Genomic DNA, 24,261 nt, shown 5'->3' on the forward strand with positions numbered 1-24,261 from the left:
TAGTGGATTTTGAACCTTGGTGGTTGATATTCGTCCCGGTGCTGTTCGCGCTGGGCTGGCTGGCCGCGCGATTCGACATCCGGCAGATGCTGCGGGAAACGCGCAGCCTGCCCGACTCCTATTTCCGCGGGCTGAATTTCCTGCTCAATGAAGAGCCTGATCGCGCCATCGACGCCTTCGTCGAAGTCGCCAAGCTGGACCCGGAAACCACGGAGCTGCACTTTGCGTTGGGCAGTCTGTTCCGCCGCCGCGGCGAAATGGAGCGCGCCATCCGGGTGCACCAAAGCCTGCTGAACCGTTCCGATCTGCCGCAGGCCGAACGCGAACACGCGCAGCACGAGCTGGCGCAGGACTTCCTGAAGGCCGGGATGCTGGATCGCGCCGAAAGCGGTTTCGAGCAGCTCAAGGACACGCGCTACGCCTTGCCCGCGCTGCGCTCGCTGATCCGCATTTATGAATCCGAGCACGATTGGCCGCGTGCGATCGAGGCCGTGAAGACCCTGCAGGGCCTGGTCGACGAGCCCGTCCCGCAAATCGTGCATTACTACTGCGAACAGGCCCAGACCGCGTTGGCGGCCAAGCCCGCCGACGTCGAGGCCGCGCACAAGGCGCTGGACGCGGCGGACCATGCGCTGTCCACCACCGAAGCCGCCTCGAGCAAGGGCGCCAAGGTGCGCACCGCCATGCTGCGGGCGCGCCTGGCGCTGATCGAACAGGATCCGAAGCGCGAACGGCTGTATCTCGAGTCGGTCATGACCGACGCGTCCGAATACGCCGGGCTGGTGGCCGAACAGTTGCTGGCCAATTACCGCAATGCCAATCAGGTGGCGGAGGGCTTGGATTTCCTGCAAAAGCAGTATGGCCGCCATGCGTCCCTGGACCTTTTCAATGTGGTGTTCCGGGAGCTGCGGGTGCAGCAGGGCGCCGCGACCGCGTGGGCCTTTGCCCGCGGCGCGCTGCGCAGCCATCCTTCGCTGTTGGGGCTGGATCGCCTGCTGGAAGCCGAACTCGCCAACGGCGACAGCGACGGCGATCACGGTCCGGTGCCGGGCGCCGACCTGACCCTGCTGCGCAGCCTGATTCACAAGCACACGCAACGGCTCGATCGCTACGCATGCCGCAATTGCGGTTTTCAAGCGCGTCGTTTTTACTGGCAATGTCCCGGCTGCAACGCCTGGGAAACCTATGCGCCGCGCCGTCTGGAAGAACTTGAATGAACTCTTTTCCCGCCGAAGCCATTTCGCGTAGCCGCGTGCTCGTGGTTGGCGACGTCATGCTGGACCGTTACTGGTTCGGTGAAGTCGAACGTATCTCGCCCGAAGCGCCGGTGCCGGTCGTGCGAGTCGCGCGACGCGAAGACCGTCTGGGCGGCGCCGCCAACGTCGCGCGCAACGTCGCGGCCCTGGGTGGCCACGTGACCCTGGTCGGCGTGCTGGGCCAGGACGAAGCCGGCGACAGCGTCCGGCGCCTGGCCACCGAGGCCGGCATCCAGGGCGACCTGATCGCCGACAACGAACTGCACACCACCCTCAAGATGCGCGTGCTGGGCCGCCAGCAACAGCTGCTGCGCGTGGACTTCGAACAGCATCCCACCCAGTCATCGCTTGACGCGGTGGACGCCGCGCTGGCCCGGCATCTGGCCAACCACGACATCGTCGTTCTGTCGGACTATGCCAAAGGCGTGCTGACCCGGGTCGAATCGCTGATTGCGCTGGCGCGCAGCGCGGGCATCCCGGTGCTGGTGGACCCCAAGGGCGACGACTATTCGCGTTATCGCGGTGCGACGCTGGTCACGCCCAACCGCTCGGAGATGCAGCAGGCAGTTGGCCGCTGGACGTCCGAAGCCGAATTGACCGATCGTGCGCAGCGCCTGCGCGCCGATCTGGACCTTGAAGCCTTGCTCGTGACGCGGTCCGAGCAGGGCATGACTTTGTTTTCCGACGCGGGACGCGACCACACCGACGCGCAAGCGCATGAGGTGTTCGATGTGTCCGGTGCGGGCGACACCGTGCTGGCCACGCTGGCGGTTACGCGCGCCATCGGTTTGCCGTGGGCCGAAGCCATGGGCTGGGCCAACAAGGCCGGCGGCATCGCCGTGGGCAAGCTGGGCACGTCCGTCGTCACGGCCGCGGAATTGGCAGGAGAATCCTCATGATCGTCGTTACCGGAGCCGCGGGCTTCATTGGCAGCAACCTGGTTCGCGGACTCAACCGCCGCGGCATCGAAGACATCATTGCCGTCGATGACCTGACCGAAGGCGACAAGTTCGTCAATCTGGTCGACTGCAAGATCGCCGACTACATGGACAAGGACGACTTCCGCCGGCGCGTTGCCGATGGCAGCCTGCCCGAAATCCGCGCGGTGCTGCACCAGGGCGCGTGCTCGGACACGACCGAGCGCAACGGCCGCTTCATGCTGGACAACAACTACCGCGTCACGCTGGAACTCTTCGAGTTCTGCCAGGCGCGCCGCGTGCCGTTCCTGTATGCGTCCTCGGCGGCCGTGTACGGCGGTTCGACGACCTACGTCGAGCATCCCGACAACGAAGGCCCGCTGAACGTCTACGGCTATTCCAAGCTGCTGTTCGACCAGGTGCTGCGCAAGCGCATGGACAGCCTGACGGCGCAGGTCGTCGGTCTGCGGTACTTCAACGTGTACGGTCCGCACGAGCAGCACAAGGGCCGCATGGCCTCGGTGGCGTTCCACAACATGAACCAGTTCCTGGAGCACGGGCACGTGCGCCTATTTGCGGGCTGGGACGGCTACGTGGATGGCGGCCAGAGCCGTGACTTCATCTCGGTCGAGGATGTGGTGGCGGTAAATCTGCATTTCCTGGATCACCCCGAGCAATCGGGCATTTTCAATTGCGGCACCGGCAAGGCGCAGCCGTTCAACGACGTGGCGGCCGCGGTGGTGAACACGCTGCGCGCCGAGCGGGGCGAAGCCGAGCTGACGCTGGCTCAGCTGGCCGAGCTGGATCTGATCCGCTACATCCCGTTCCCGGACGACCTCAAGGGGCGCTACCAGAGCTATACGCAGGCGGACGTCACGCAGCTTCGGGCCGCCGGTTTTGCTGCGCCGATGCGCGATGTGCAGACGGGCGTGGCCGAGTACGTGCGCTACTGGCGCGCCCGGAAGTAATCCGCCGCGCAGGCAAGGCGACAACGAAGGCCACCGCGACGCGGTGGCTTTTTTTTGCCCGCGACGTTGCCTGTCATTGGCCGGGGACATTGCCGGGGTATGTGCACGCGTAGTTGCCGGGGTGGATGTTTTGGTTCACCGGACCGGCGCTGCGAGCCGCCCGCCCCGATGATGGCAACGGGGCGCGGCAACCGTCGCGTCCGTAACTGTCAGGAGAACCCCATGAATCCCTTCGTCCATCCCACCGTTGCCCGCAACCTGCCTCTGGTCTCGTGGCGCCGCGCGCGTCCCGCTGCCATGACTGCATGCCCCCGAGAGCGGCACCGCATCCTGCGGCGGGCGCTCGGCGCGTTGCTGCTGTCCGCTGGCCTGGGCGTGGCCGCGCCGCCCGCGCATGCGGTGGACATCAACCAGGCCACTGCAGCCCAGCTAGAGGGCGTGCGAGGCATCGGCCCTCGCACCGCTGAAATCATCGTCCGTGAACGCGAGCGTGGCGGCGGCTTTGAGTCGCTGGACGACTTGACCGAGCGCGTGCGGGGCATCGGCCAGAAAAAGGCTCAGGCGCTGCAGGCGGCGGGGCTGACAATCGGCGCGGCGGGTGCGGCCGCCAAGCCGTCGGCAGGCGCGTCCGGCGCGGCGCCCGGAGCCCGGCCCGCGCCCGGCAAGGCCGCTGCGCCAAAGCCGGCGCCGCCTGCCGCCAGTGCGCCGGCACAGGTCCGCGCAAAGCCCTGAGTCGGGTTCTGGCTAACCCTGGCGGGTGCGCGGCTTTTGCGGCCGCGCGGCGCCGGGCGGAGTTATGATCGACCGCATGACTACTACCTACCCCACTATCGAGCAGACCGTCGGCAACACGCCCCTGGTGCGCCTGCAGCGCATTCCTGGGGCGGCGGGCGACGCGCGCGGCAATGTCATCCTGGCCAAGCTGGAAGGCAACAACCCGGCGGGGTCCGTCAAGGATCGTCCCGCCTTGTCGATGATCCAGCGCGCGGAAGAGCGCGGCGACATCAAGCCCGGCGACACCCTCATCGAGGCCACCAGCGGCAACACCGGCATTGCGCTGGCCATGGCGGCCGCCATGAAGGGTTACCGCATGATCCTGATCATGCCGGACAATCTGTCCGTCGAGCGGCGCGCAGCCATGGCCGCCTACGGCGCTGAGCTGATCCTGACGCCGGCCGACAAGGGCGGCATGGAATACGCCCGCGACCTGGCCACCGAGATGCAGGCCGATGGCCGTGGCGTGGTGCTGGACCAGTTCGCCAATCCCGACAATCCGCGCGCACACATCGAAACGACGGGCCCGGAACTCTGGAATCAGACGGAAGGACGCATCACTCACTTCGTCAGCGCGATGGGCACCACGGGCACGATCATGGGCGTGTCCACCTACCTGAAGTCTCGCAATCCCGCCGTGCAGGTGGTGGGCGCGCAGCCGGCCGAAGGATCGCAGATTCCCGGCATCCGCAAGTGGCCCGAGGCCTACCTGCCCAAGATCTTCGACCGCAGCCGCGTGGACGCCTACGAGTCCATCCAGCAATCCGAGGCCGAAGTGATGGCACGGCGGCTGGCTGCCGAGGAAGGCATTTTCGGCGGCATTTCGTCGGCCGGTGCGCTGGTCGCGGCGCTGCGGGTTGCCGAACGCGTCAACGATGCGACCATCGTGTTCATCGTGTGCGACCGCGGTGATCGCTATCTGTCGACGGGCGTGTTCAACTGACACGCAGGGCCCCCCCGGCCGCCCCGGCCGGTAGGGCACCCAAATGAAAAACGCCCTGGCGGTTGAACCTGCCAGGGCGTTTGTCTTTCGGCGCGGACGTGTCCGCACGAGGGCGCTCACCGCGCGACGCGGGCCTCGATCTCCGTGGCCAGGTCCGCCACCGACGTCGCATAGAAGTAACTGCGGTTGTACTTGGTCAGCGCAAAAAAGTTGGGCGTGCCCACGCGATACTGCGCCGTGCCGCGCATTTCTTCGACCAGATCCACCACGCCCAGCGGCTGGCTGCTCCAGCCATCGCTGGTCGCGCCGGGCTTGAGCTGCGAGCCGGCCGCCGACAGCGTGGTCCAGCTTTGCTTGGGCTCCAGGCCGCCGTCCACCAGCGCGGTGGGATCGGCGGGCAGCACCACGGGCGCGAACACCGGCAGGCCGCGCTGCCAACCGTGCTGCGCCAGGAAGCTGCCCACGGACATGATCGCGTCCTGCGTGTTGTTGGTCAGGTCGATATGGCCGTTGCCGTCGCCGTCCACGGCGTAGTGCATCACGCTGGTCGGCATGAATTGCGGCATGCCGATGGCGCCGGCATAGGAGCCCTGCGTTTCCAGCTCGAGCTTGTCGTTCATGACCAGCGTCAGGAAGTCCGCCAATTGGGTGCGGAACATGGTGGCGCGCTCGGGCTTGGCGGGATCGGGGTAGTCGAAGGCCAGCGTGGCCAGCGCGTCCAGGACGCGGAAGTTGCCCATGTTGCGGCCATACAGCGTTTCGACGCCGATGATGGAGGCAATGATGGGCGCGGGCACGCCGAACCGTTGCGCGGCCTGATTCAGGAGGTCGCGGTTTTCGTTGTAGAACTCGACGCCCCAGGCGATGCGCTTGGGCTCGACGAAGCGCGACCGGTAGGTCAGCCAGCTGCGCCAGACCTTTTTGCCCGGCGGGGAGGGCGCAATCAGCCGCGCGACCGTCGCGTTGTAGCGCGAGCTTTCCAAGGCGGACACCATCGGCGCCAGCGGCAGCTGCCGTTCGGCGGCCAGGTTCTCGACGAAGGTGCGGACCTCGGGGCGCAGCGCGCCCGACGGCGTCAGCGTGGCGGGCGCGTCGTCCGCCAGTTCGGGGCCGAGCGTCGGCGTGCTGGGCCCGATGCGGATGGGGGTTGTCCCTGAAGCCTGGGCCGTTTGGGGAGCGAGGGACGTGGAGGGTGCTGCGGTGGGAGTGGTGGTGGAGCACCCCGCCAGCAGGGCGGAAAGCGCGCCGAGTTGCAGTATTCGCCGACAGATGAACATAATCTTCCTTATGGAGACCATGTATCTTACCCACCCGGCATGCCGCTTGCATGAAATGGGAAGCTGGCATCCGGAAAGCCCCCAGAGGCTGGACGCCATCTCCGATCAGTTGCTCGCAAGCGGATTGATGCCTTATCTGGATGACCGGCAGGCGCCGCAGGCGTCCCGCAATGACCTCTTGCGCGTGCACACTGTCCAGTACCTGGACAGTTTGCAGAAACATACGCCGGACCAAGGGTATTACCCTATCGATCCCGACACCCTCATGAACCCGCACACCTACGAAGCCGCGCTGCATGCCGCGGGCGCCGGGGTGGCTGCGGTCGACGCGGTGCTGGGCGGGGAGGCGCGTACGGCCTTCTGCGCGGTGCGCCCGCCGGGGCATCATGCCTGCCGATCGCAGGCCATGGGATTCTGCTTTTTCAATAACGTCGCCATTGCGGCGCAGCACGCCATGGACTTCCACGGCCTGACGCGCGTGGCGATCGTCGATTTTGACGTTCACCATGGCAACGGCACGGAAGACGTCTTCGCCGGCGATGATCGGGTGCTGATGTGCAGCTTTTTCCAGCATCCGTTCTTCCCCAACAGCGGCGCGAATCATCCGGCCGCCAACATGCTGAATGTGCCCGTGCCTGCCTACACGGCGGGCGCCGCGGTCCGGACCATCGTCACGGACACGTGGCTGCCGCGGCTGGAAGCGCACCGCCCCGAACTGATCCTCGTGTCGGCGGGCTTTGACGCCCACCGCGAGGACGACATGGGGCAGATGGGGCTGGTCGAGGCGGACTATGCCTGGATCACCGAACAGCTTGTCGACGTGGCTGACCGCCACTGTCAGGGCCGGATCGTGAGCACGCTCGAGGGCGGTTACAACTTGTCGGCCCTGGGCCGCAGCGTGGTCGCGCACATACGGGCGCTGGCGAAGCTGTAGAATCAGGAAAAAATTGTGCAATGCGATCCCGGCGCAAAGCCGGGTCATTATTTTCCAATTGGAGGCAGCGGGATGAAGGTGTTGGTACCTGTCAAGCGCGTCGTTGACTACAACGTCAAGGTGCGCGTCAAGTCTGATCAGACCGGCGTGGATATCGCCAACGTGAAGATGTCCATGAACCCCTTTGACGAAATCGCCGTCGAAGAAGCCACCCGCCTGAAGGAAAAGGGCGCGGTCGCTGAAGTCGTGGCGGTTTCTTGCGGCGTTGCGCAATGCCAGGAGACACTGCGCACCGCCATGGCCATCGGCGCCGATCGCGGCGTGCTGGTCCAAACCGATGCCGAACTGCAACCGCTGGCTGTCGCCAAGCTGCTCCGCGCGCTGGTCGACAAGGAACAGCCCCAGCTCGTGATCCTGGGCAAGCAGGCCATCGACGACGACGCCAACCAAACCGGCCAGATGCTCGCCGCGCTGCTGGACTGGCCGCAAGCCACGTTCGCCAGCAAGGTCGAACTGGCCGACGGCAAGGTCACCGTGACGCGTGAAGTCGACGGCGGCCTGGAAACCCTGTCGCTCAAGCTGCCCGCCATCGTGACCACCGACCTGCGCCTGAACGAGCCGCGCTACGTCACGCTGCCGAACATCATGAAGGCCAAGAAAAAACAGCTGGACACCGTCACGCCGCAAGACCTGGGCGTTGATCCCGCGCCCCGCCTGAAGACGCTGAAGGTCAGCGAGCCGCCCGCCCGCAAGGCCGGCATCAAGGTTGCCGACGTCGCGGCGCTGGTGGACAAACTCAAGAACGAAGCGAAGGTGGTCTGATCATGACGACGCTGGTTATTGCCGAACACGATAACGCCCAACTCAAGGGCGCAACCCTGAACGCCATCGCCGCCGCCGCCAAGATCGGAGGCGACGTGCACGTGCTGGTCGCCGGCGCCAATGCGCGCGCCGTGGCCGACCAGGCTGCCCAAGCCGCTGGCGTGGCGAAGGTGCTGTTGGCCGATGCCCCGCATCTGGCGGACGGCCTGGCCGAAAACGTCGCGGCGCAGGTGCTGGCCGTGGCCTCGAACTACAGCCACATCCTGTTCCCGGCCACCGCGTCGGGCAAGAACGTGGCGCCGCGCGTTGCCGCCAAGCTGGACGTGGCCCAGATCTCCGACATCATCGGTGTCGAATCCGCCGACACGTTCCAGCGCCCGATCTACGCTGGCAACGCCATTGCCACCGTGCAATCGGCCGACGCCGTCAAGGTCATCACCGTGCGCACGACCGGCTTTGACGCCGTCGCCGCCCAAGGCGGTTCCGCCTCGGTCGAAGACGCCGCTGCCGTGGCCGATTCCGGCCTGTCCACGTTCGTGGGCCGCGAAGTCGCCAAGAGCGATCGTCCCGAACTGGCCGGCGCGCGCGTCGTGGTCTCGGGCGGCCGTGGTCTGGGCAGCGCCGAAAACTTCAAGATCCTGGATCCGCTGGCCGACAAGCTGGGCGCCGCACTGGGCGCTTCGCGCGCCGCGGTCGACGCGGGCTACGCGCCGAACGACTGGCAGGTTGGCCAGACCGGCAAGATCGTCGCGCCGCAGCTGTACGTGGCCGTCGGCATCTCGGGCGCCATCCAGCATCTGGCCGGCATGAAGGATTCGAAGGTCATCGTTGCGATCAACAAGGACGCCGAAGCGCCGATTTTCGGCGTCGCCGATTACGGCCTGGTGGGCGACCTGTTCACGGTCGTTCCCGAGCTGACGAACGCGCTGTAAGTTTCAGCCGGTTCGATCAAAACCGCGGGCCTTCGGGTCCGCGGTTTTTTTTTGCGGACGCGCCACGCATTTATTTCAGATATTCGAAAATCTTTGATTTTCTGAAAGACTCTGATAACGTACTTCGCGCTACTCACTGTTTGCGATTGTGCTTGACCTGTACAGAACGAAGGAGATTCGTGATGGAATGGTTCTTTGACACGCTACGTAAGTACCCGGAGCTGGCGATTTTCTTGACCCTGGGCCTGGGTTATTGGATCGGGGCCAAGAAAATCTTCGGATTCAATCTGGGCGCAGTGACCGGGACATTGTTGGTGGGCGTGCTGGTCGGCCAGCTCAACATCTCGATTGCTCCCATTCTCAAGCAGGTGTTCTTCCTGCTTTTTCTTTTTGGTCTTGGCTACGGCGTCGGACCGCAATTCTTCCGCGGCATGAAAAGCGATGGCCTTCCGCAGGTCATCTTTGCCGTCATCATCTGCGTGCTCTGCCTGCTCGTCACCTGGGTGACCGCCATCGGATTCGGCTTTGATGCCGGCACCGGCGCGGGGCTGCTGTCCGGCGCGCAGACGATATCGGCGGTCATGGGCGTGGCGACCGACACGATCAACGGCCTGTCCGTCGACGCGGCGACCAAGAAGCAGTGGATCGATAACATTCCCGTCGCGTACGCGGTCTGCTACATCTTCGGCACGGTCGGCAGCGCCTGGCTGCTGGCGTCCCTCGGTCCCAAGCTGATGCGCGTGGACATCGTGAAGGAATGCAAGGACTACGAGGCCAAGATGTCCGGCGGGGCCGATTCGATGGAATTGTCGGGCTACCGCAAGTTCACGGCGCGGGCCTACCGGCTGGACAATGCGGATTACGCCGGCAAGACGGTGGGCGAACTGGAAGCAAAGTTCGTGGACGCCCGGGTCTTTGTCGAGCGCATTCATCGCGGCGACCAGATCATCGACGCCGACTCGACCACGATGCTGCAGGCCGGCGACGTGCTCGGCGTGACGGGCCGCCATGACGCGCTGGTGCTGCAGGCCTCGGGCCTCATCGGCACCGAGGTCGAGGACCGCGACGTCATCAACCTGCCGGCGGAGATCGTCGAAGTCGTGCTGACCAACAAGAACGTGGCCGGCAAGACGCTCAAGGAACTTGCCGAAAACGAGACCGTGCGCCAACTGGGCCGCGGCGTGTTCCTGCGCAAGGTCGTGCGCGGCGGCCACGAGATGCCGGTCAACTGGGGCCTGAAACTGGACCGCGGCGACCGCCTCTTCATCCTGGGCGCCACACGCGACGTCGAACGCGTGGTCAGCAAGCTGGGCTACGTGGACCGCGCCACCAACCAGACTGACATGGTGTTCGTGGGCTTCGGCATCCTGCTGGGCGGCCTGTTCGGCACGCTGGTGCTGACGGTGGGCGGCATTCCGATCACGCTCTCCACCTCGGGCGGCGCGCTGATCTCGGGCCTCATCTTCGGCTATCTGCGGTCGGTGCATCCAACGTTCGGGCGCGTGCCCGAGCCGGTGCACTGGTTCCTGACATCGGTGGGCCTGACCGCATTCGTTGCGGTGGTGGGCATCGTGTCGGGACCGGGCTTTGTGCAGGGCTTCCAGCAGCTGGGCGCAAAGCTGTTCATCGCGGGCGTCATCGCCACCAGCATCCCGATGATCCTGGGCGTGCTCATTGCCCGCTACGTCTTCAAGTTCCACCCCGCCATCTCATTAGGCGTGTGCGCGGGGGCGCGGACCACCACCGCGGCGATCGGCCAGATCACCGAGACGGCAAAGAGCCAGGTCCCGGCGCTTGGCTACACGGTGCCTTACGCCATCGGCAATACCCTGCTCATCATCTGGGGCATTGTCATCGTCATGCTCATGGCTTAGCAGGATTGCCCGCAAGCGCCGGCTTGCGGGTGCTGGATAGAAGCGCGGCAATCGTAACGGCGCTCGACTTGATGGCGCCTGTCAACACGCACACCAGGAGTACACAAAATGGCTTCCACTGCGCCTGTCACCGTCAGCCTGGCCTCGGCCCTGAAGACCACGCGTTCCCACCAACGCGACCTGGAGCAACTCTCACCGTTCGAACTGAAGGACTACCTGATCACGTTGGCCAAGGACAGCCAGCAGTCTGCTGCGGCGTCCATGTTGAATGCGGGCCGCGGCAATCCCAACTGGATCGCCACGGAGCCGCGGGACGCCTTCTTCCTGATGGGCCGGTTCGCCATGAAAGAGGCGCGCCGGGTGCGCGACGAGGGCATCCTGGCGGGCATGCCGGCGAAGAAGGGATGCGCCGACCGGCTGCGCAAGTTTCTGTCCAAACACAAGAGCGAGGACGGCTACGATTTTCTGGTCGGGGTGCTGGAATACGGCGTCAAGATCAAGGGGTTCGATCCGGACGAGTGGATCCATGAACTGACCGACAGCATCATCGGCGACCACTATCCCGTGCCGCCGCGCGCGTTGGTGCACACCGAGCAGATCATCCACGACTACCTGATCAAGGAAATGTGCGACGGCCGCCCGCCCAAGGGCAAGTTCGACCTCTTCCCGGTGGAAGGCGGCACAGCGGCCATGTGCTACATCTTCGATTCGCTGATGGTCAACGGCCTTTTGAAGCAGGGCGACACCATCGCGCTGTTCCTGCCGACGTTCACGCCCTATATCGAGATCGCGCACCTGGAGCGTTTCCAGTTCAAGATCGTCGGCATCAACGCCAGCAGCCTGCGCGCCGACGGCACGCACGATTGGCATTATCCGGCCTCGGAAATCGCCAAACTGGAAGATCCCAAGATCAAGCTGGCGGTCACGGTGAACCCCAGCAACCCGCCGTCGGTGGCGTTCAGCCCTGCCGAGATGAAGCAGATCGTGCGCATCATCCGCAAGAATCCCGACCTGGTGCTGGTGACCGACGACGTGTACGGCACCTTCGTGCCGAACTTCCGCTCGCTCATGGCGGAGGTGCCGCAGAACACCATCTGCGTGTACTCTTTCTCAAAGAACTTCGGCTGCACCGGCTGGCGCCTGGGCGTCATCGCCACGCACGAAAACAACACGATGGACCGGCGCATCGCCGAGCTGCCCGCGTCCTGGAAAAAGCGCCTGGACAAGCGCTACGGCGCCATGACGATGGAGCCCGAAAAGCTGAAGTTCATCGACCGCCTGGTTGCCGACAGCCGCGAGGTGGCGCTGAACCATACGGCGGGGCTGTCCTTGCCGCAGCAGGTGCAGATGGGCTTTTTTGCGCTGTCGCACCTGCTGGACCTGAAGGACGCCTACAAGCACCTGACCATGCAGATCGTGCGCAGCCGGCGCGACGCGTTGTGGCGTGGGCTGGGCATCCCGATGCCGCCGGAAGATCCGATGCGCGGCTGGTATTACGTCGAACTGGACTTCATGGTCTGGGCCAAGATCATGTACGGCGATGCGTTTTGCAAGTACATGATCGACAACTACGAGCCGGTGGACTTCCTGTTCCGCCTGGCGGAGAAGACGGGCGTGGTGCTGATGGACGGCGGCGGGTTTGGCGGGCCGCCGTGGTCGATCCGGATCTCGCTGGCGAACCTGGACGATGCGGACTACGCCAAGATCGGCAAGTACATGGTCGAATCCGCGACCGAGTACGTCGAAGCGTGGAAGGCGTCCGAGCTGGTGCGCTCCGGCCCGACCGCGGGCAAGGGCCAGACGGTCAAGGCATCGGCCGCCAAAAAGCGCACGGCCGCCGGCAAGACTGCTGCCAAGAAGGCCGTGAAGAAGGCCGTGAAAAAGGCAGACACGGCAGCCAAGTCGGCCAAGAAGGCGACCGCGAAGTAGGAAGCCGTTCGGCGGGCAACTGTGAAGCGGGCAACTGCAACGCGGTTGTTCGCAGCGCAGGCCATTGCACAGCAGGCAACAACAGGGCGGCGTGGACTCATGACGTGTTCGGTCGGGTTTTTCAATAGCGTTCCCATCGCGGTGCTGTTCGTCACGGTGGGTTTGGGATACCTGATCGGCAAGCTGAAGGTCGGGCCGATACAGCTAGGCGGCGTGTGCGGCACGCTCATCGTCGCCCTGCTGATCGGCCAGACGGGCTGCCAGATGCGCGGCGACCTGAAGGAGGTCGCGTTTGCGCTGTTCATCTTTGCGATGGGCTACTCCGGTGGCCCGCAGTTCTTCGCGAACCTTAACCGGTCCAGCCTGCGCTATGTCGTCCTGCCGCTGATCGAGGCGGTGCTGGTGCTGACGATCGTGCTGGCGGCCGTGCCGCTGTTCGGGCTGGATGCCGGTACCGCCGCGGGCCTGGCGGCGGGCGCTGCGACCGAATCGGCCGTGGTGGGCACCGCCGCCGAGGCGCTCAAGCACCTGGGCCTGCCGGACGCGGAAGTGCAGCGCATGGAGGCCAACATCGCCACGGCCTACACGCTGACCTATCTGGTGGGCCTCATCAGCATCGTGTTCTTCACCAGCCAGGTGGCGCCCGCGTTGCTGCGCATCAACCTGCGCGAAGCGTCCAAGGCGCTGGAGGCCAAGCTGGGTGCGGCGCCCGGCGACAACGACGAGGCCAGCCTGCCGACGCTGCCGCGTCTGGTGGGACGCGCCCACGTGGTCAAGGACGTGGACGGCAAGCGGGTGGGCGACGTGGAGGCGCAACTGGGCGGGCGCACCGTGATCAGCCGCGTCCTGCGCAACGGCGAGGCCGTCGACGCCACGCCCGACTACGTGCTTGCGACGGGCGACATCGTGGTGGTGCTGGGGCTGCGCCGCTTTGCCCTGCGCGCCGGATCGGTGATCGGTCCGGAGATCCAGTTGCCCGAAGCGCACGCGGACGACCTGCAATTGAGCGAGCTGCAGGTCATCGTCAGCAAGAAGGCCGTGAACGGCCACACGGTGGGCGAGCTGGCTTTGCGGCCCAATGCACGACGCGCGCGAGGCGTGTTCCTGCAATCCATCTCGCGCTCCGGCCACGTGCTACCCCTGACGCCGGCGACCGTGGTGCAGTTCGGCGATCTGGTCACCCTGGTGGGGGCGGAGCCCGAACTGTCCGAGGCGGGCGCCGCGCTGGGTTCCGAATTGCGCCGCAGCGGGGTGACGGACCTGGTGTTTCTGGCGTTTGGCATTCTGGTCGGCCTGATGATCGGCAGCCTGGGGGCAAGACTGTGGGGGATTCCGGTCTCGCTGGGCAGCGGGGGCGGCGCGCTGGTCAGCGGTCTGGTGTGCGGCTGGATCAACGCCAAGCGGCCGTCGATCGGGCACATGCCGGCCCATGCGGTGCAACTGCTCAAGGACCTGGGTCTGGCGATCTTCGTGGCCTGCGTGGGCTTGTCCGCCGGACCGGATGCGCTGTCGCTGATCCGCGAGCATGGGGCGGTGCTGCCGCTGATCGGCCTGCTGGTGTCGCTGGGGCCCGCGTGCCTGTCGCTGTGGGTGGGACACAAGCTGTTGAAGATCGAGGGGCCGCTGCTGGTGGGCGCCATTGCCGGGCAGCATGTCAGCACACCGGCCATCAGCGCCATCCTGACCGCCAGCGGCAGCTCCGTGCCGCTGCTGGGCTACACGGTGACATACGCGATCGCCAATGTGTTGCTGCCCGTGCTGGGACCGATCATCGTGTCGCTGGCGTATCACCTGAGCTGACCCGGTGGCAGGGGCCGCCAGCGCTCGCCGTTAAGGCGGCTGCGAATATTGCATAAGGTTATATGACTTGCGTATTTCCTCGCCTAAAGGTTTGATGGAAGAATCGTTTCACACGCGGTAACGTCACACGGCAACCTCCGCCACGAAACGCGATTGCCCGCTGCAGTCCATGCCGGACCGTCAGCCGGTCCCTACAACTGAATCCCGTACAGGAGACATCATGAGTCAACTACGCCTGGGCGACGTCGCCCCCGATTTCGAGCAGGAATCCTCGGCTGGCAAGATCCGCTTCCACGAGTACCTGGGCAACAGCTGGGGTGTGCTGTTCTCGCATCCGGCCGATTTCACGCCGGTTTGCACGACCGAACTGGGCTACACGGCCAAACTGGCCGACGAGTTTGCCAAGCGCAACGTGAAGGTCCTGGCCCTGTCGGTCGATGGCGCCGATTCGCACGCCAAGTGGATCGAAGACATCAACGACACGCAATCGACGACGGTCAACTTCCCCATCATCGCCGACAAGGATCGCAAGGTTTCCGAGCTTTACGACATGATCCACCCGAATGCCAGCGCCACGGCGACCGTGCGTTCGGTGTTCGTCATCGATCCGAACAAGAAGGTCCGCCTGACCATCACGTATCCCGCCAGCACGGGCCGCAACTTCAATGAAATCCTGCGCGTCATCGATTCGCTGCAGCTGACCGACAGCCACAGCGTGGCCACGCCGGTCAACTGGGAAGACGGCGACGACGTCATCATCGTTCCGTCGCTGCAGGACGAAGCGGTGATCAAGGAAAAATTCCCGAAGGGCTACAAGGCCGTGCGTCCGTACCTGCGCATCACGCCGCAACCGAATAAGTAAATTCGAAAAATGGGGGGTTGGCCCCCCGGCTTGAACGCGGTCCCGCGCCGCCCGAACCGCCGCGATCTTCATAGAGGATCGCGGCGGTTTTTCGTTGTTGGGATGCCTGTCCTATATGCCTCTTGGCGATGAGCAACCAAATAATGATTCGTTCCGTTCAGATCGGCCAACACGCAAACTTGCCTCCACATTGCAGATCACAGGGAGCAAGGGATGTCTTTCAGGAAAGCCGGTTGGTTGGCCGCCTTGGCCGCAGTGACGGTTTCATTTGCCGCGATCGCGCCGGCGCAGGCGCAGCAGAAGCAGACGCTGCTGAACGTGTCCTACGATCCGACGCGCGAGCTCTACCGCGCGATCGATGACGCCTTCATCAAGCAGTACAAGGACAAGGCGAACGTCGATCTGACGATCCGCCAGTCGCACGGCGGTTCCGGCCGCCAGGCGCGCTCGGTGATCGACGGGCTGGAAGCCGACGTGGTGACGCTGGCGCTGGCCTACGACATCGACGCCATCGCCGACCGCGGTCTCTTGCCCGAGAACTGGCAGGCCCGCCTGCCGCAGAACAGCTCGCCGTACACGTCCACCATCGTGTTCCTGGTGCGCAAGGGCAACCCCAAGCAGATCAAGGACTGGGACGATCTGCTCAAGGACGGTGTGCAGGTCATCACGCCCAATCCCAAGACCTCGGGCGGCGCCCGCTGGAACTATCTGGCCGCCTGGGCGTATGCGCTGGAGAAGAATGGCGGCAGCGAGGACAAGGCGCGCGCCTTCGTCGGCGATCTGCTCAAGCACGTGCCGGTGCTGGATACTGGGGCGCGCGGCGCCACCACGACGTTCGTGGAACGCGGCGTGGGCGACGTGCTGCTGGCGTGGGAGAACGAGGCCTTCCTGGCGTTGGAAGAACTGGGTCCGGACAAGTTCGACATCGTGGTGCCGTCGCTGTCCATCCTGGCCGAGCCGCCGGTGGCAGTCGTTGACAAGGTCGTGGACAAGAAGGGCACCCGCGCCGCCGCGCAAGCCTATCTGGAATTCCTGTACACCCCGGCCGCGCAGGAAATCATCGCCAAGAACTACTACCGGCCGCTGGACAAGACGGTCGCCGCCAAATACGAAGCCAAGTTCCCCAAGGTCAAGCTCGTCACCATCGACGACAAGATCTTCGGCGGCTGGCGCAAGGCGCAGAAGGATCACTTCAGCGACGGCGGCACCTTTGACCAGATATATCAGCCGCAGAAGAAGTAACTGCATAACGTTCGGACGACGGCCATGACTTCAGCCTCGAACCCGGCGGCAATCGGCGCGCAAGCGCCTTTTGCCGTTCGGCGCAACAGCCCGGGCGTACTGCCCGGATTCGGCATTTCCATGGGCTACGCGGTGCTGTATCTCAGCGTGCTCGTGCTGATCCCGCTGGCCGCCTTGCCCATCAAGAGCGCCGGCCTGGGATGGCAGGGTTTCTGGGACGCGGTGACCGCGCCGCGCGTGGTGGCCTCGTACAAGCTGACTTTCGGCGCGTCGTTCATCGCCGCGCTGGTGAACCTGGTGTTCGGCACGGTCGTCGCCTGGGTGCTGGTGCGCTATCGCTTTCCCGGCAAGAAGATCCTGGATGCGCTGGTCGACCTGCCGTTCGCGCTGCCGACGGCCGTGGCAGGCATCGCGCTGACCGCGCTGTATTCGCAGAAGGGCTGGCTGGGCGGGCCGCTGTCCGACTGGTTCGGCCTGAAGGTGGCGTTCACGCCGCTGGGTATCGTCATCGCGCTCATCTTCATCGGGGTGCCGTTCGTCGTGCGCACGGTGCAGCCGGTGCTCGAAGACGTGGAGCGCGAAATCGAAGAGGCCGCCGCCAGCCTGGGCGCGGATCGCTGGCAGACCTTCCGGCGCGTGCTGCTGCCGACGATCATGCCGGCCCTGATGACGGGCTTTGCGCTGGCGTTCGCGCGCGCGGTGGGCGAGTACGGGTCGGTGGTGTTCATCGCCGGCAACATGCCGATGGTGTCCGAGATCACGCCGCTGCTGATCATTTCCAAGCTGGAGCAGTTCGACTACGCCGGCGCGGCCGCCATCGCGACCGTGATGCTGGTGCTGTCGTTCGTGCTGCTCCTCATCATCAACCTGTTGCAGGGCTGGCAGGCGCGCCGCGGCCTGGGGAGGCAGTCATGAGCGCACCGGATCGTCCCGCGCATTTGACCGAGCCGCGCTGGGTGCGCGGCGTTTTGCTGTTCATCGCGCTGGGATTTCTGGCGCTGTTTCTGCTGGTGCCGCTGGCGGCCGTGTTTGCCGAGGCTTTCCGCAAGGGATGGGCGCTTTATCTTGAAGCGATCGTCGAGCCGGACGCCTGGGCGGCCATCCGGCTGACGTTGCTGATCGCGGCCATCGCCTTGCCGGTGAACCTGGTGTTCGGCGTCGCCGCCGCGTGGGCCATCACCAAGTTCCAGTTCCGCGGAAAGCAGTTCCTGATCACGCTAATTGACTTGCCGTTCTCGGTGTCGCCGGTGGTGGCGGGCCTGGTGTTCGTGCTGCTGTTTGGCTCGCAGGGCTGGTTTGGCGAATGGCTGCAGGCCCACGACATCAAGATCGTCTATGCGGTGCCCGGCATCATTCTGGCGACGTTGTTCGTGACCTTTCCGTTCGTCGCGCGCGAGCTCATCCCGCTGATGCAGGCGCAAGGCAGCGAGGAAGAGCAGGCGGCGCTGACGTTGGGGGCGAGCGGCTGGCAGATCTTCTGGCGGGTGACGCTGCCGAACATCAAGTGGGGCTTGCTGTACGGGGCGATCCTGTGCAACGCGCGGGCCATGGGCGAATTCGGCGCGGTGTCGGTGGTGTCGGGCCAGATCCGCGGGCTGACCAACACGATGACGCTGCATGTCGAGATTCTCTACAACGAATATCAGTATTCCGCGGCGTTCGCCGTTGCCTCGCTGCTCGCGCTGCTGGCGCTGGTGACGCTGGTGGCCAAGAACGTGGTCGAGTGGCGCAACGCGCGCCTGCAGCAGAACGCGGACCAGCCGGTGGAGTATCCCGGCGCCGCGGTAGCCATCAAGCCGGCGGTTGCCTGACGTGGCCGGCCGGACAAGGAGACAGGCATGAGTATCGAAGTACGCAATCTATCCAAGCGGTTCGGACAGTTCCGCGCGCTGAACGACGTGTCGCTGCACATCGAAACCGGCGAGCTCGTGGCGCTGCTGGGCCCGTCGGGCTGCGGCAAGACGACGCTGCTGCGCATCATCGCCGGGCTGGAATCGGCCGATTCGGGCAGCGTGCTGTTCGCCGGCGAGGACGCCACCGCGGTGGACGTGCGCCAGCGCCAGGTGGGATTTGTTTTCCAGCACTACGCGCTGTTCAAGCACATGACGGTGTTCGAGAACGTGGCGTTCGGCTTGCGCGTCAAGCACCGTTCGCAGCGCCCGTCCGAGGACCAGATCAAGCGCAAGGTGCACGACCTGCTGGGCCTGGTGCAACTGGACTGGCTGGCCGACCGCTATCCGGCGCAATTGTCGGGCGGACAACGCCAACGCATTGCCCTGGCGCGTGCGCTGGCGGTCGAGCCGCGCGTGCTGCTGCTGGACGAACCGTTCGGCGCCCTGGACGCCAAGGTGCGCAAGGAATTGCGCCGTTGGCTGCGGCGGCTGCACGACGAGCTGCACGTGGCCAGCGTGTTCGTCACGCACGATCAGGAAGAGGCGCTGGAAGTCTCGGACCGCGTGGTGCTGATGAACGCCGGCCGCATTGAGCAGGTGGGCACGCCCCGCGAGGTCTGGGAAGGTCCGGCCACGCCGTTCGTCTACGGCTTCCTGGGCGACGTGAACCAGCTCCAAGGCACCGCCACGCGTGGCGTGTTTGAAGGCGCCGGCCTGTCGCTGCCCGCGCCCGAGCTGGCGCAGGCCGATGCGCAGCGCGCCACCGCGTACGTTCGCCCGCACGAGTTCGAGGTCGAGCGTTATCGCGCTGGCGCGGATGGCATTCCGGTGCGCCTGTCGCACGCCTATCTGGCCGGTCCCAGCGCGTATCTGGAACTGGCGCGCCAGGACACGGACGCGATCATCGAAGCCGAGGTGCCCGAGTCGCTGTATCAGGAGCTGAATCTGCGGGACGGCGAAATCCTGCTCGCGCGTCCCCGCCGGGCGCGCATCTTTGCGGTGCAGCCATGACGACGACCGATACCTCCGTTGAACTGACCCCGGCGCTGGCGGCGCGCTGGCGCGATCTGACGGCGCGCCTGGCGGACATCCAGCGCCGTTATCCGGACGCCGCGCTGGCCTCGTCGCTGGCGGCCGAAGACATGGTGCTGACCCACGCCATCTACGACTCGGGCCTGGACCTGGAAGTCTTCACGCTGGACACGGGCCGCCTGCACGCCGAGACGCTGGGCGTGCTGGACGCCGTGCGGGTGCGCTATGGCCGTGAGGTCACTGTATACCGGCCCGTTCAGGCGGCGGTCGACGAGCACGTCGCGGCGCACGGCGCTTATGCGTTCTACGAAAGCGTCGACCTGCGCAAGGCCTGTTGCCAGATCCGCAAGGTCGAACCGTTGAAACGCGCCCTGGCCGGCCGCGGCGCCTGGATCACGGGGCAACGGCGCGCGCAGTCCACGACGCGCGGCGAGCTGCTGCTGGAAGAGGACGACGCGACCTTCGGCCTCTACAAGTTCAACCCGCTGGCCGAGTGGAGCGAGGACGACATCTGGTCGGCCATCCGCGCGCTCGGCATTCCGTACAACCCGCTGCACGACCAGGGCTACCCGTCCATCGGTTGCGAACCCTGTACGCGCGCCATCCGCCCCGGCGAAGACCTGCGGGCAGGGCGCTGGTGGTGGGAGTCGTCCGACTCGAAGGAATGCGGCCTGCATGCGGGCAACCGGGTCATCACCATTGCGGCGCGCGCCGATTGAGCGCGGCCATGAATTCAAAATTGTCTTAGGGGAATACTATGTCTGCCGTGATCCAACGCAGCCACCTGGATTGGCTGGAATCGGAAGCGATCTTCATCCTGCGCGAAGTCGCCGCCGAATGCGAAAAGCCCGTCCTGCTCTTTTCGGGCGGCAAGGACTCCGTGGTGCTGCTGCGCCTGGCCGAAAAGGCTTTCCGGCCGGGCCGCTTTCCGTTCCCGCTGATGCACATCGACACCGCCCACAACTTCGACGAGGTGATCGCCTTTCGCGATGCCCGCGCGGCCGAGCTGGGCGAAACCCTGATCGTGCGCAGCGTCGAAGACTCGATCAAGCGCGGCAGCGTCGTGCTGCGCCGCGAGACCGATTCGCGCAACGCGGCCCAAGCCGTGACGCTGCTGGAAGCCATCGAGGAGTTCGGGTTCGACGCCTGCATCGGCGGCGCGCGCCGCGACGAGGAAAAGGCGCGCGCCAAGGAACGCATCTTTTCGTTCCGAGACGAGTTCGGGCAGTGGGATCCCAAGGCTCAGCGCCCCGAACTCTGGAACCTGTTCAACACCCGCGTGCATCGCGGCGAGAACATGCGCGTCTTTCCGATCTCGAACTGGACCGAGCTGGATGTCTGGCAATACATCCAGCGCGAACAGCTGGCGCTGCCGCCGATCTATTACGCGCACGAGCGCGAGGTGGTGCGCCGCAAAGGCCTGTTGGTGCCCGTCACCCGCCTGACGCCGCCTGCTGATGGTGAACAGGTCGAACGCCTGTCCGTCCGGTTCCGCACGGTGGGCGACATCTCGTGCACCTGCCCGGTCGCCTCCGACGCCGCCGACACCATGGCCATCATCGCCGAGACCGCCGTGACGGATATCACCGAGCGCGGCGCCACGCGCATGGACGACCAGACTTCCGAGGCCTCTATGGAGCGCCGCAAGAAGGAAGGCTATTTCTGAATGAGATGACGCGCCGGCGCATGCCGGCGCCTGGGGAACCACATGAATGCACTGAACGATTCCTTTCTTTCCGGCGCCGACACCGGCGTGCTGCGGCTGATCACGGCGGGCTCCGTCGATGACGGCAAGTCCACGCTGATTGGCCGCCTGCTGTACGACAGCAAGGGCGTCTTCGCCGACCAGCTCGACGCGATCTCGCGCGCCAAGCACAAGCGGGTGGCGGGCGACGGCATCGACTTTTCGCTGTTGACCGACGGCCTGGAAGCCGAGCGGGAGCAGGGCATCACCATCGACGTCGCCTACCGCTACTTCTCGACGCCCACGCGCAAGTTCATCATCGCCGACGCGCCGGGCCACGAGCAGTACACGCGCAACATGGTGACCGGCGCGTCGACCGCGGACGTTGCCGTGATCCTGATCGACGCGACCCGCGCCGCCGACGGCAAGCTGCTGCCGCAGACCAAGCGGCACAGCACCATCGCGCGTCTCCTGGGCATCCGCCACATCGTCGTGGCGGTCAACAAGATGGACCTGGTGGACTGGGACCGCGCGGTGTTCGAACGCATCCGCGATGCCTATGCGGACCTGGCGGTCAAGCTGGGCATCCCGCACTTCGACGCGCTGCCGCTGTCGGCGCTGAGCGGCGACAACGTCGTCACGTTGTCTGCCAAGACGCCTTGGTACGAAGGGCAACCGCTGCTCGCCCTATTGGAATCGCTGGATCTGTCGGGCGACGGCCGCACCTTGCCGCTGCGCTTTCCGGTGCAGTGGGTGTCGCGTCATGGCGGCGATCGCGCGGATGATTTCCGCGGCTATGCCGGCCGCGTCGCCAGCGGCGTGCTGCGCCCCGGCGATGAAGTGACGGTGCAGCCGTCGGGCGTGACGGCGGTGGTGCAGGAAGTGCGTGTGTTTGATCGTGCGCTGGATGAAGCGGTGGCCGGCGATTCGATCACGCTGGTGCTGGACCGCGACGTCGACGTGTCGCGCGGTGACGTGATCGTGCACACCGCCGCGCCGGCGCAGGTCTCGCGCGAGTTCGAAGCCGAACTGTGCTGGCTCGATGCGCAGGCGTTGAATCCTGCGCGCAAGTATCTGCTGAAGTCGGGCACGCGGCTGACGTCGGCGAAGGTGCGCGCGGTGTTGTCGCATCGGGACATCCATGAACTGCAGGAGGTCGAGAACACAGAAGGCACCTTGCGCATGAACGACATCGGACGCGTGACGTTGACGACGCGCGAGTCGCTGGCGGTTGATCGTTATGACGATGTGGCGGCGACCGGCGCGTTCATTCTGATCGACGAAGCCACACATCAGACGGCCGCGGCGGGCATGCTGCGGTAAACCGCAATCTTGGATGAAAGGCGGGCCCGCGCGGCCCGTTTTTTCGTGTTGTTTTTCGTCCAAACCCAATGTTGGCGCGGGTTTCCGGGCCATATCGCAAGATGAAATCGAATTGTTCAGACGATGTCTTCTTCTTGCGGTAAAGTTGGGCTGTCTTACGAAAAGGCTTTTGGTGCTTGTCAAAACCACTGTGTTTTTGTACAGTAGTTTTTATGGCACGCACCGATCATTCTTTTCCCGCCGGTTCTGGGTCCCCGGCTGCCGCCCCCGCCGCATTGCGCGGTCGGGGTGCGGTTACTAATGTTCGGCATCGCTTTCAGCGCGATGACCGCGTGCAGGTCGACGACGGCTGGTCCGCTTCCGGTCTGCCTGCCGACTTCGTCGATTCTGTCCCCGATTCCTTTCCCGATATTTCATCGTCCGCCGGTCAAGCCGCTGCGGTTGAACAGACTGCAGGCGCTGCTGCCCGCGCCACGGTCATCCCCATCCTGCCCGACACGCGCTCCACGCCGGCCGCCCCTAAAACCACGGTCACTGCAGAAGAGGCGCGCAAGATCCTGTCGCGCAACGATTCCCCTGACATTCCCTTTGAAGTGGCTGCCAATCCGTACCGGGGTTGCGAGCACGGTTGCGTGTACTGCTATGCCCGGCCCACGCATTCCTACCTGGGTTATTCACCCGGGCTGGACTTCGAAACCCGGCTGGTCGCCAAGGCCAATGCGGTCGAGGCCCTGCGCGCCGAACTGGCCCGCCCCGGCTACAAGCCGTCGCCCATCAATATCGGCTCGGCCACCGACGCCTACCAGCCCATCGAGCGCGACTGGCGCCTGACGCGCGGCATGCTCGAACTGGCGCTTGAAACCCGCCACCCGGTCACCATCGTCACCAAGAACGCGCTGGTTGCCCGCGACCTGGACCTGCTGGCGGCTCTGGCGCAGCAAAATCTCGTGGTGGTCTACATCAGCATCACCACGCTGGATGCCGGCATGGCCCGCACGCTGGAACCGCGCGCCGCCGCGCCGTGGCGCCGCCTGGAAGCGGTGCGCAGCCTCACCGACGCCGGCGTGCCGGTGGGCGTGCTGGTGGCTCCGGTCATCCCGTTCATCAACGACGAATCCATGGAACACATCCTCCAGGAGGCCAAGGCGGCCGGCGCGCATTACGCCAGCTACACGGTCCTGCGCCTGCCCTGGGAGGTCAAGATGCTGTTCGAGGACTGGCTCAACGCCCATTACCCGGACCGCGCGCAACGCGTCCTGCATCGCATCGAAGACCTGCGCAACGGCCGCCGCAACGATCCCAACTTCGGGTCGCGCATGCGCGGCACGGGCATCTGGGCTGACCTGCTGCGCCAGCGTTTTGCGGTTGCCACGCGCAAGCTGGGGCTGAACCGTACCCGCCTGTCGCTCGATTGCAGCCGGTTCGTGCCGCCCGCGGGGCCCGGTGCCTCAGCGTCGCTATTCGATGGCGCGGCGTCCGGAGCTGCAGGGGTTGACGCAGCGGGTGCTGCAACCGGCATAGCCGCAACGCCGTCGGGATCAACCAGCGTTGCTGGCGATGCTCGCTCGGCTGGCGCCGGCAACGCGGCCGGCTCCGCCAATGCCGCTACCGATTTTCAATCCCCGGTCGGCGCGAAAGCGTCTTCAGGGGTCCCTTTTCCTGGTGGTTTGCCCGCGGTCAGCGGCGCGTACGGGCGCGGTGCGCGCCAGTTGCGCGCCATGGCGGCCGGCCAATTGTCTTTGTTCGATTGACCGCAGGCTGCTGTTGCCTCGGGTGCATGCCAGGGCGATTTGCCTCGGC

General features: G+C 65.4%; 21 protein-coding genes. 20 read left to right on the forward strand and 1 reads right to left on the reverse strand.

Going from position 1 to position 24,261, the window contains the following annotated elements:
• Positions 1-2 precede the first annotated feature (2 nt).
• The 5 genes from lapB to cysM all read left to right on the forward strand — a co-directional run bounded on the left by lapB (position 3) and on the right by cysM (position 4,858).
• Positions 3-1,217, forward strand: a complete 1,215-nt coding sequence (lapB, locus tag AB3147_RS07395) for a lipopolysaccharide assembly protein LapB (protein ID WP_175122831.1) — start codon at positions 3-5, stop codon at positions 1,215-1,217.
• Complete coding sequence (gene rfaE1, locus AB3147_RS07400; protein ID WP_343739011.1) at positions 1,214-2,155, forward strand: D-glycero-beta-D-manno-heptose-7-phosphate kinase; 942 nt, start codon at positions 1,214-1,216, stop codon at positions 2,153-2,155. Before lapB ends, rfaE1 begins: the two co-directional genes overlap by 4 nt.
• Positions 2,152-3,141, forward strand: a complete 990-nt coding sequence (gene rfaD, locus AB3147_RS07405; protein WP_343738984.1) for an ADP-glyceromanno-heptose 6-epimerase — start codon at positions 2,152-2,154, stop codon at positions 3,139-3,141. Before rfaE1 ends, rfaD begins: the two co-directional genes overlap by 4 nt.
• Positions 3,142-3,363: 222 nt before the next feature.
• Entirely contained in the window at positions 3,364-3,873 is a 510-nt protein-coding gene (locus tag AB3147_RS07410) for a ComEA family DNA-binding protein (protein ID WP_367351662.1), read from the forward strand.
• A gap of 76 nt (positions 3,874-3,949) precedes the next feature.
• Positions 3,950-4,858, forward strand: coding sequence for a cysteine synthase CysM (gene cysM, locus AB3147_RS07415; protein WP_056569425.1), 909 nt, complete (start codon positions 3,950-3,952; stop codon positions 4,856-4,858).
• 116 nt (positions 4,859-4,974) lie between these two features.
• Here the strand turns inward: cysM and mltB are convergent, their stop codons facing one another.
• On the reverse strand, positions 4,975-6,135 hold the full coding sequence (gene mltB / locus AB3147_RS07420; RefSeq protein WP_218345144.1) for a lytic murein transglycosylase B: 1,161 nt from the start codon (positions 6,133-6,135) through the stop codon (positions 4,975-4,977).
• A 10-nt stretch (positions 6,136-6,145) separates the two neighbouring features.
• On the opposite strand from mltB, the gene AB3147_RS07425 reads away from it, so the two are divergent.
• From AB3147_RS07425 to AB3147_RS07495, 15 genes are all read left to right on the forward strand, one after another.
• Positions 6,146-7,069 (forward strand): histone deacetylase family protein, encoded by a 924-nt coding sequence (locus AB3147_RS07425; RefSeq protein WP_175124735.1) that lies wholly within the window; start codon positions 6,146-6,148, stop codon positions 7,067-7,069.
• 72 nt (positions 7,070-7,141) lie between these two features.
• Positions 7,142-7,891 (forward strand): electron transfer flavoprotein subunit beta/FixA family protein, encoded by a 750-nt coding sequence (locus tag AB3147_RS07430; protein ID WP_175137468.1) that lies wholly within the window; start codon positions 7,142-7,144, stop codon positions 7,889-7,891.
• A gap of 2 nt (positions 7,892-7,893) precedes the next feature.
• The gene (locus AB3147_RS07435) at positions 7,894-8,823 is read left to right on the forward strand and encodes an electron transfer flavoprotein subunit alpha/FixB family protein (protein WP_056567625.1); all 930 of its coding nucleotides are present in this window, start codon (positions 7,894-7,896) and stop codon (positions 8,821-8,823) included.
• Positions 8,824-9,005: 182 nt separating this feature from the next.
• Positions 9,006-10,697 carry an aspartate-alanine antiporter gene (gene aspT, locus AB3147_RS07440; RefSeq protein WP_367351663.1) on the forward strand — a complete coding sequence of 564 codons (1,692 nt, stop codon included), beginning with the start codon at positions 9,006-9,008 and terminating at the stop codon, positions 10,695-10,697.
• 108 nt (positions 10,698-10,805) lie between these two features.
• Positions 10,806-12,626, forward strand: coding sequence for a bifunctional aspartate transaminase/aspartate 4-decarboxylase (locus AB3147_RS07445; protein WP_239212445.1), 1,821 nt, complete (start codon positions 10,806-10,808; stop codon positions 12,624-12,626).
• Positions 12,627-12,725: 99 nt separating this feature from the next.
• Complete coding sequence (gene aspT / locus AB3147_RS07450) at positions 12,726-14,426, forward strand: aspartate-alanine antiporter (protein WP_367351664.1); 1,701 nt, start codon at positions 12,726-12,728, stop codon at positions 14,424-14,426.
• Positions 14,427-14,646: 220 nt separating this feature from the next.
• Positions 14,647-15,288 (forward strand): peroxiredoxin, encoded by a 642-nt coding sequence (locus AB3147_RS07455; RefSeq protein ID WP_175124722.1) that lies wholly within the window; start codon positions 14,647-14,649, stop codon positions 15,286-15,288.
• Between the two features lie 213 nt (positions 15,289-15,501).
• Entirely contained in the window at positions 15,502-16,530 is a 1,029-nt protein-coding gene (locus AB3147_RS07460) for a sulfate ABC transporter substrate-binding protein (protein ID WP_313066061.1), read from the forward strand.
• Between the two features lie 24 nt (positions 16,531-16,554).
• The gene (gene cysT / locus AB3147_RS07465; protein WP_279973142.1) at positions 16,555-17,445 is read left to right on the forward strand and encodes a sulfate ABC transporter permease subunit CysT; all 891 of its coding nucleotides are present in this window, start codon (positions 16,555-16,557) and stop codon (positions 17,443-17,445) included.
• Positions 17,442-18,341: a sulfate ABC transporter permease subunit CysW gene (gene cysW / locus AB3147_RS07470; protein ID WP_367351665.1), complete on the forward strand. Its 900-nt coding sequence runs from the start codon at positions 17,442-17,444 to the stop codon at positions 18,339-18,341. The genes cysT and cysW overlap by 4 nt, the downstream gene beginning before the upstream one ends.
• A gap of 27 nt (positions 18,342-18,368) precedes the next feature.
• Positions 18,369-19,433 (forward strand): sulfate/molybdate ABC transporter ATP-binding protein, encoded by a 1,065-nt coding sequence (locus AB3147_RS07475; RefSeq protein WP_175124718.1) that lies wholly within the window; start codon positions 18,369-18,371, stop codon positions 19,431-19,433.
• Positions 19,430-20,173 carry a phosphoadenylyl-sulfate reductase gene (locus tag AB3147_RS07480; RefSeq protein WP_367351666.1) on the forward strand — a complete coding sequence of 248 codons (744 nt, stop codon included), beginning with the start codon at positions 19,430-19,432 and terminating at the stop codon, positions 20,171-20,173. Before AB3147_RS07475 ends, AB3147_RS07480 begins: the two co-directional genes overlap by 4 nt.
• A gap of 38 nt (positions 20,174-20,211) precedes the next feature.
• Complete coding sequence (cysD, locus tag AB3147_RS07485; RefSeq protein WP_367351667.1) at positions 20,212-21,120, forward strand: sulfate adenylyltransferase subunit CysD; 909 nt, start codon at positions 20,212-20,214, stop codon at positions 21,118-21,120.
• 42 nt (positions 21,121-21,162) lie between these two features.
• The gene (locus AB3147_RS07490) at positions 21,163-22,461 is read left to right on the forward strand and encodes a sulfate adenylyltransferase subunit 1 (protein WP_367351668.1); all 1,299 of its coding nucleotides are present in this window, start codon (positions 21,163-21,165) and stop codon (positions 22,459-22,461) included.
• Positions 22,462-22,673: 212 nt separating this feature from the next.
• The gene (locus AB3147_RS07495; protein ID WP_367351669.1) at positions 22,674-24,212 is read left to right on the forward strand and encodes a PA0069 family radical SAM protein; all 1,539 of its coding nucleotides are present in this window, start codon (positions 22,674-22,676) and stop codon (positions 24,210-24,212) included.
• The last annotated feature ends 49 nt before the right edge of the window (positions 24,213-24,261 follow it).

It is taken from the genome of Achromobacter animicus (assembly GCF_040775605.1).
Classification (GTDB): domain Bacteria; phylum Pseudomonadota; class Gammaproteobacteria; order Burkholderiales; family Burkholderiaceae_B; genus Achromobacter; species Achromobacter animicus.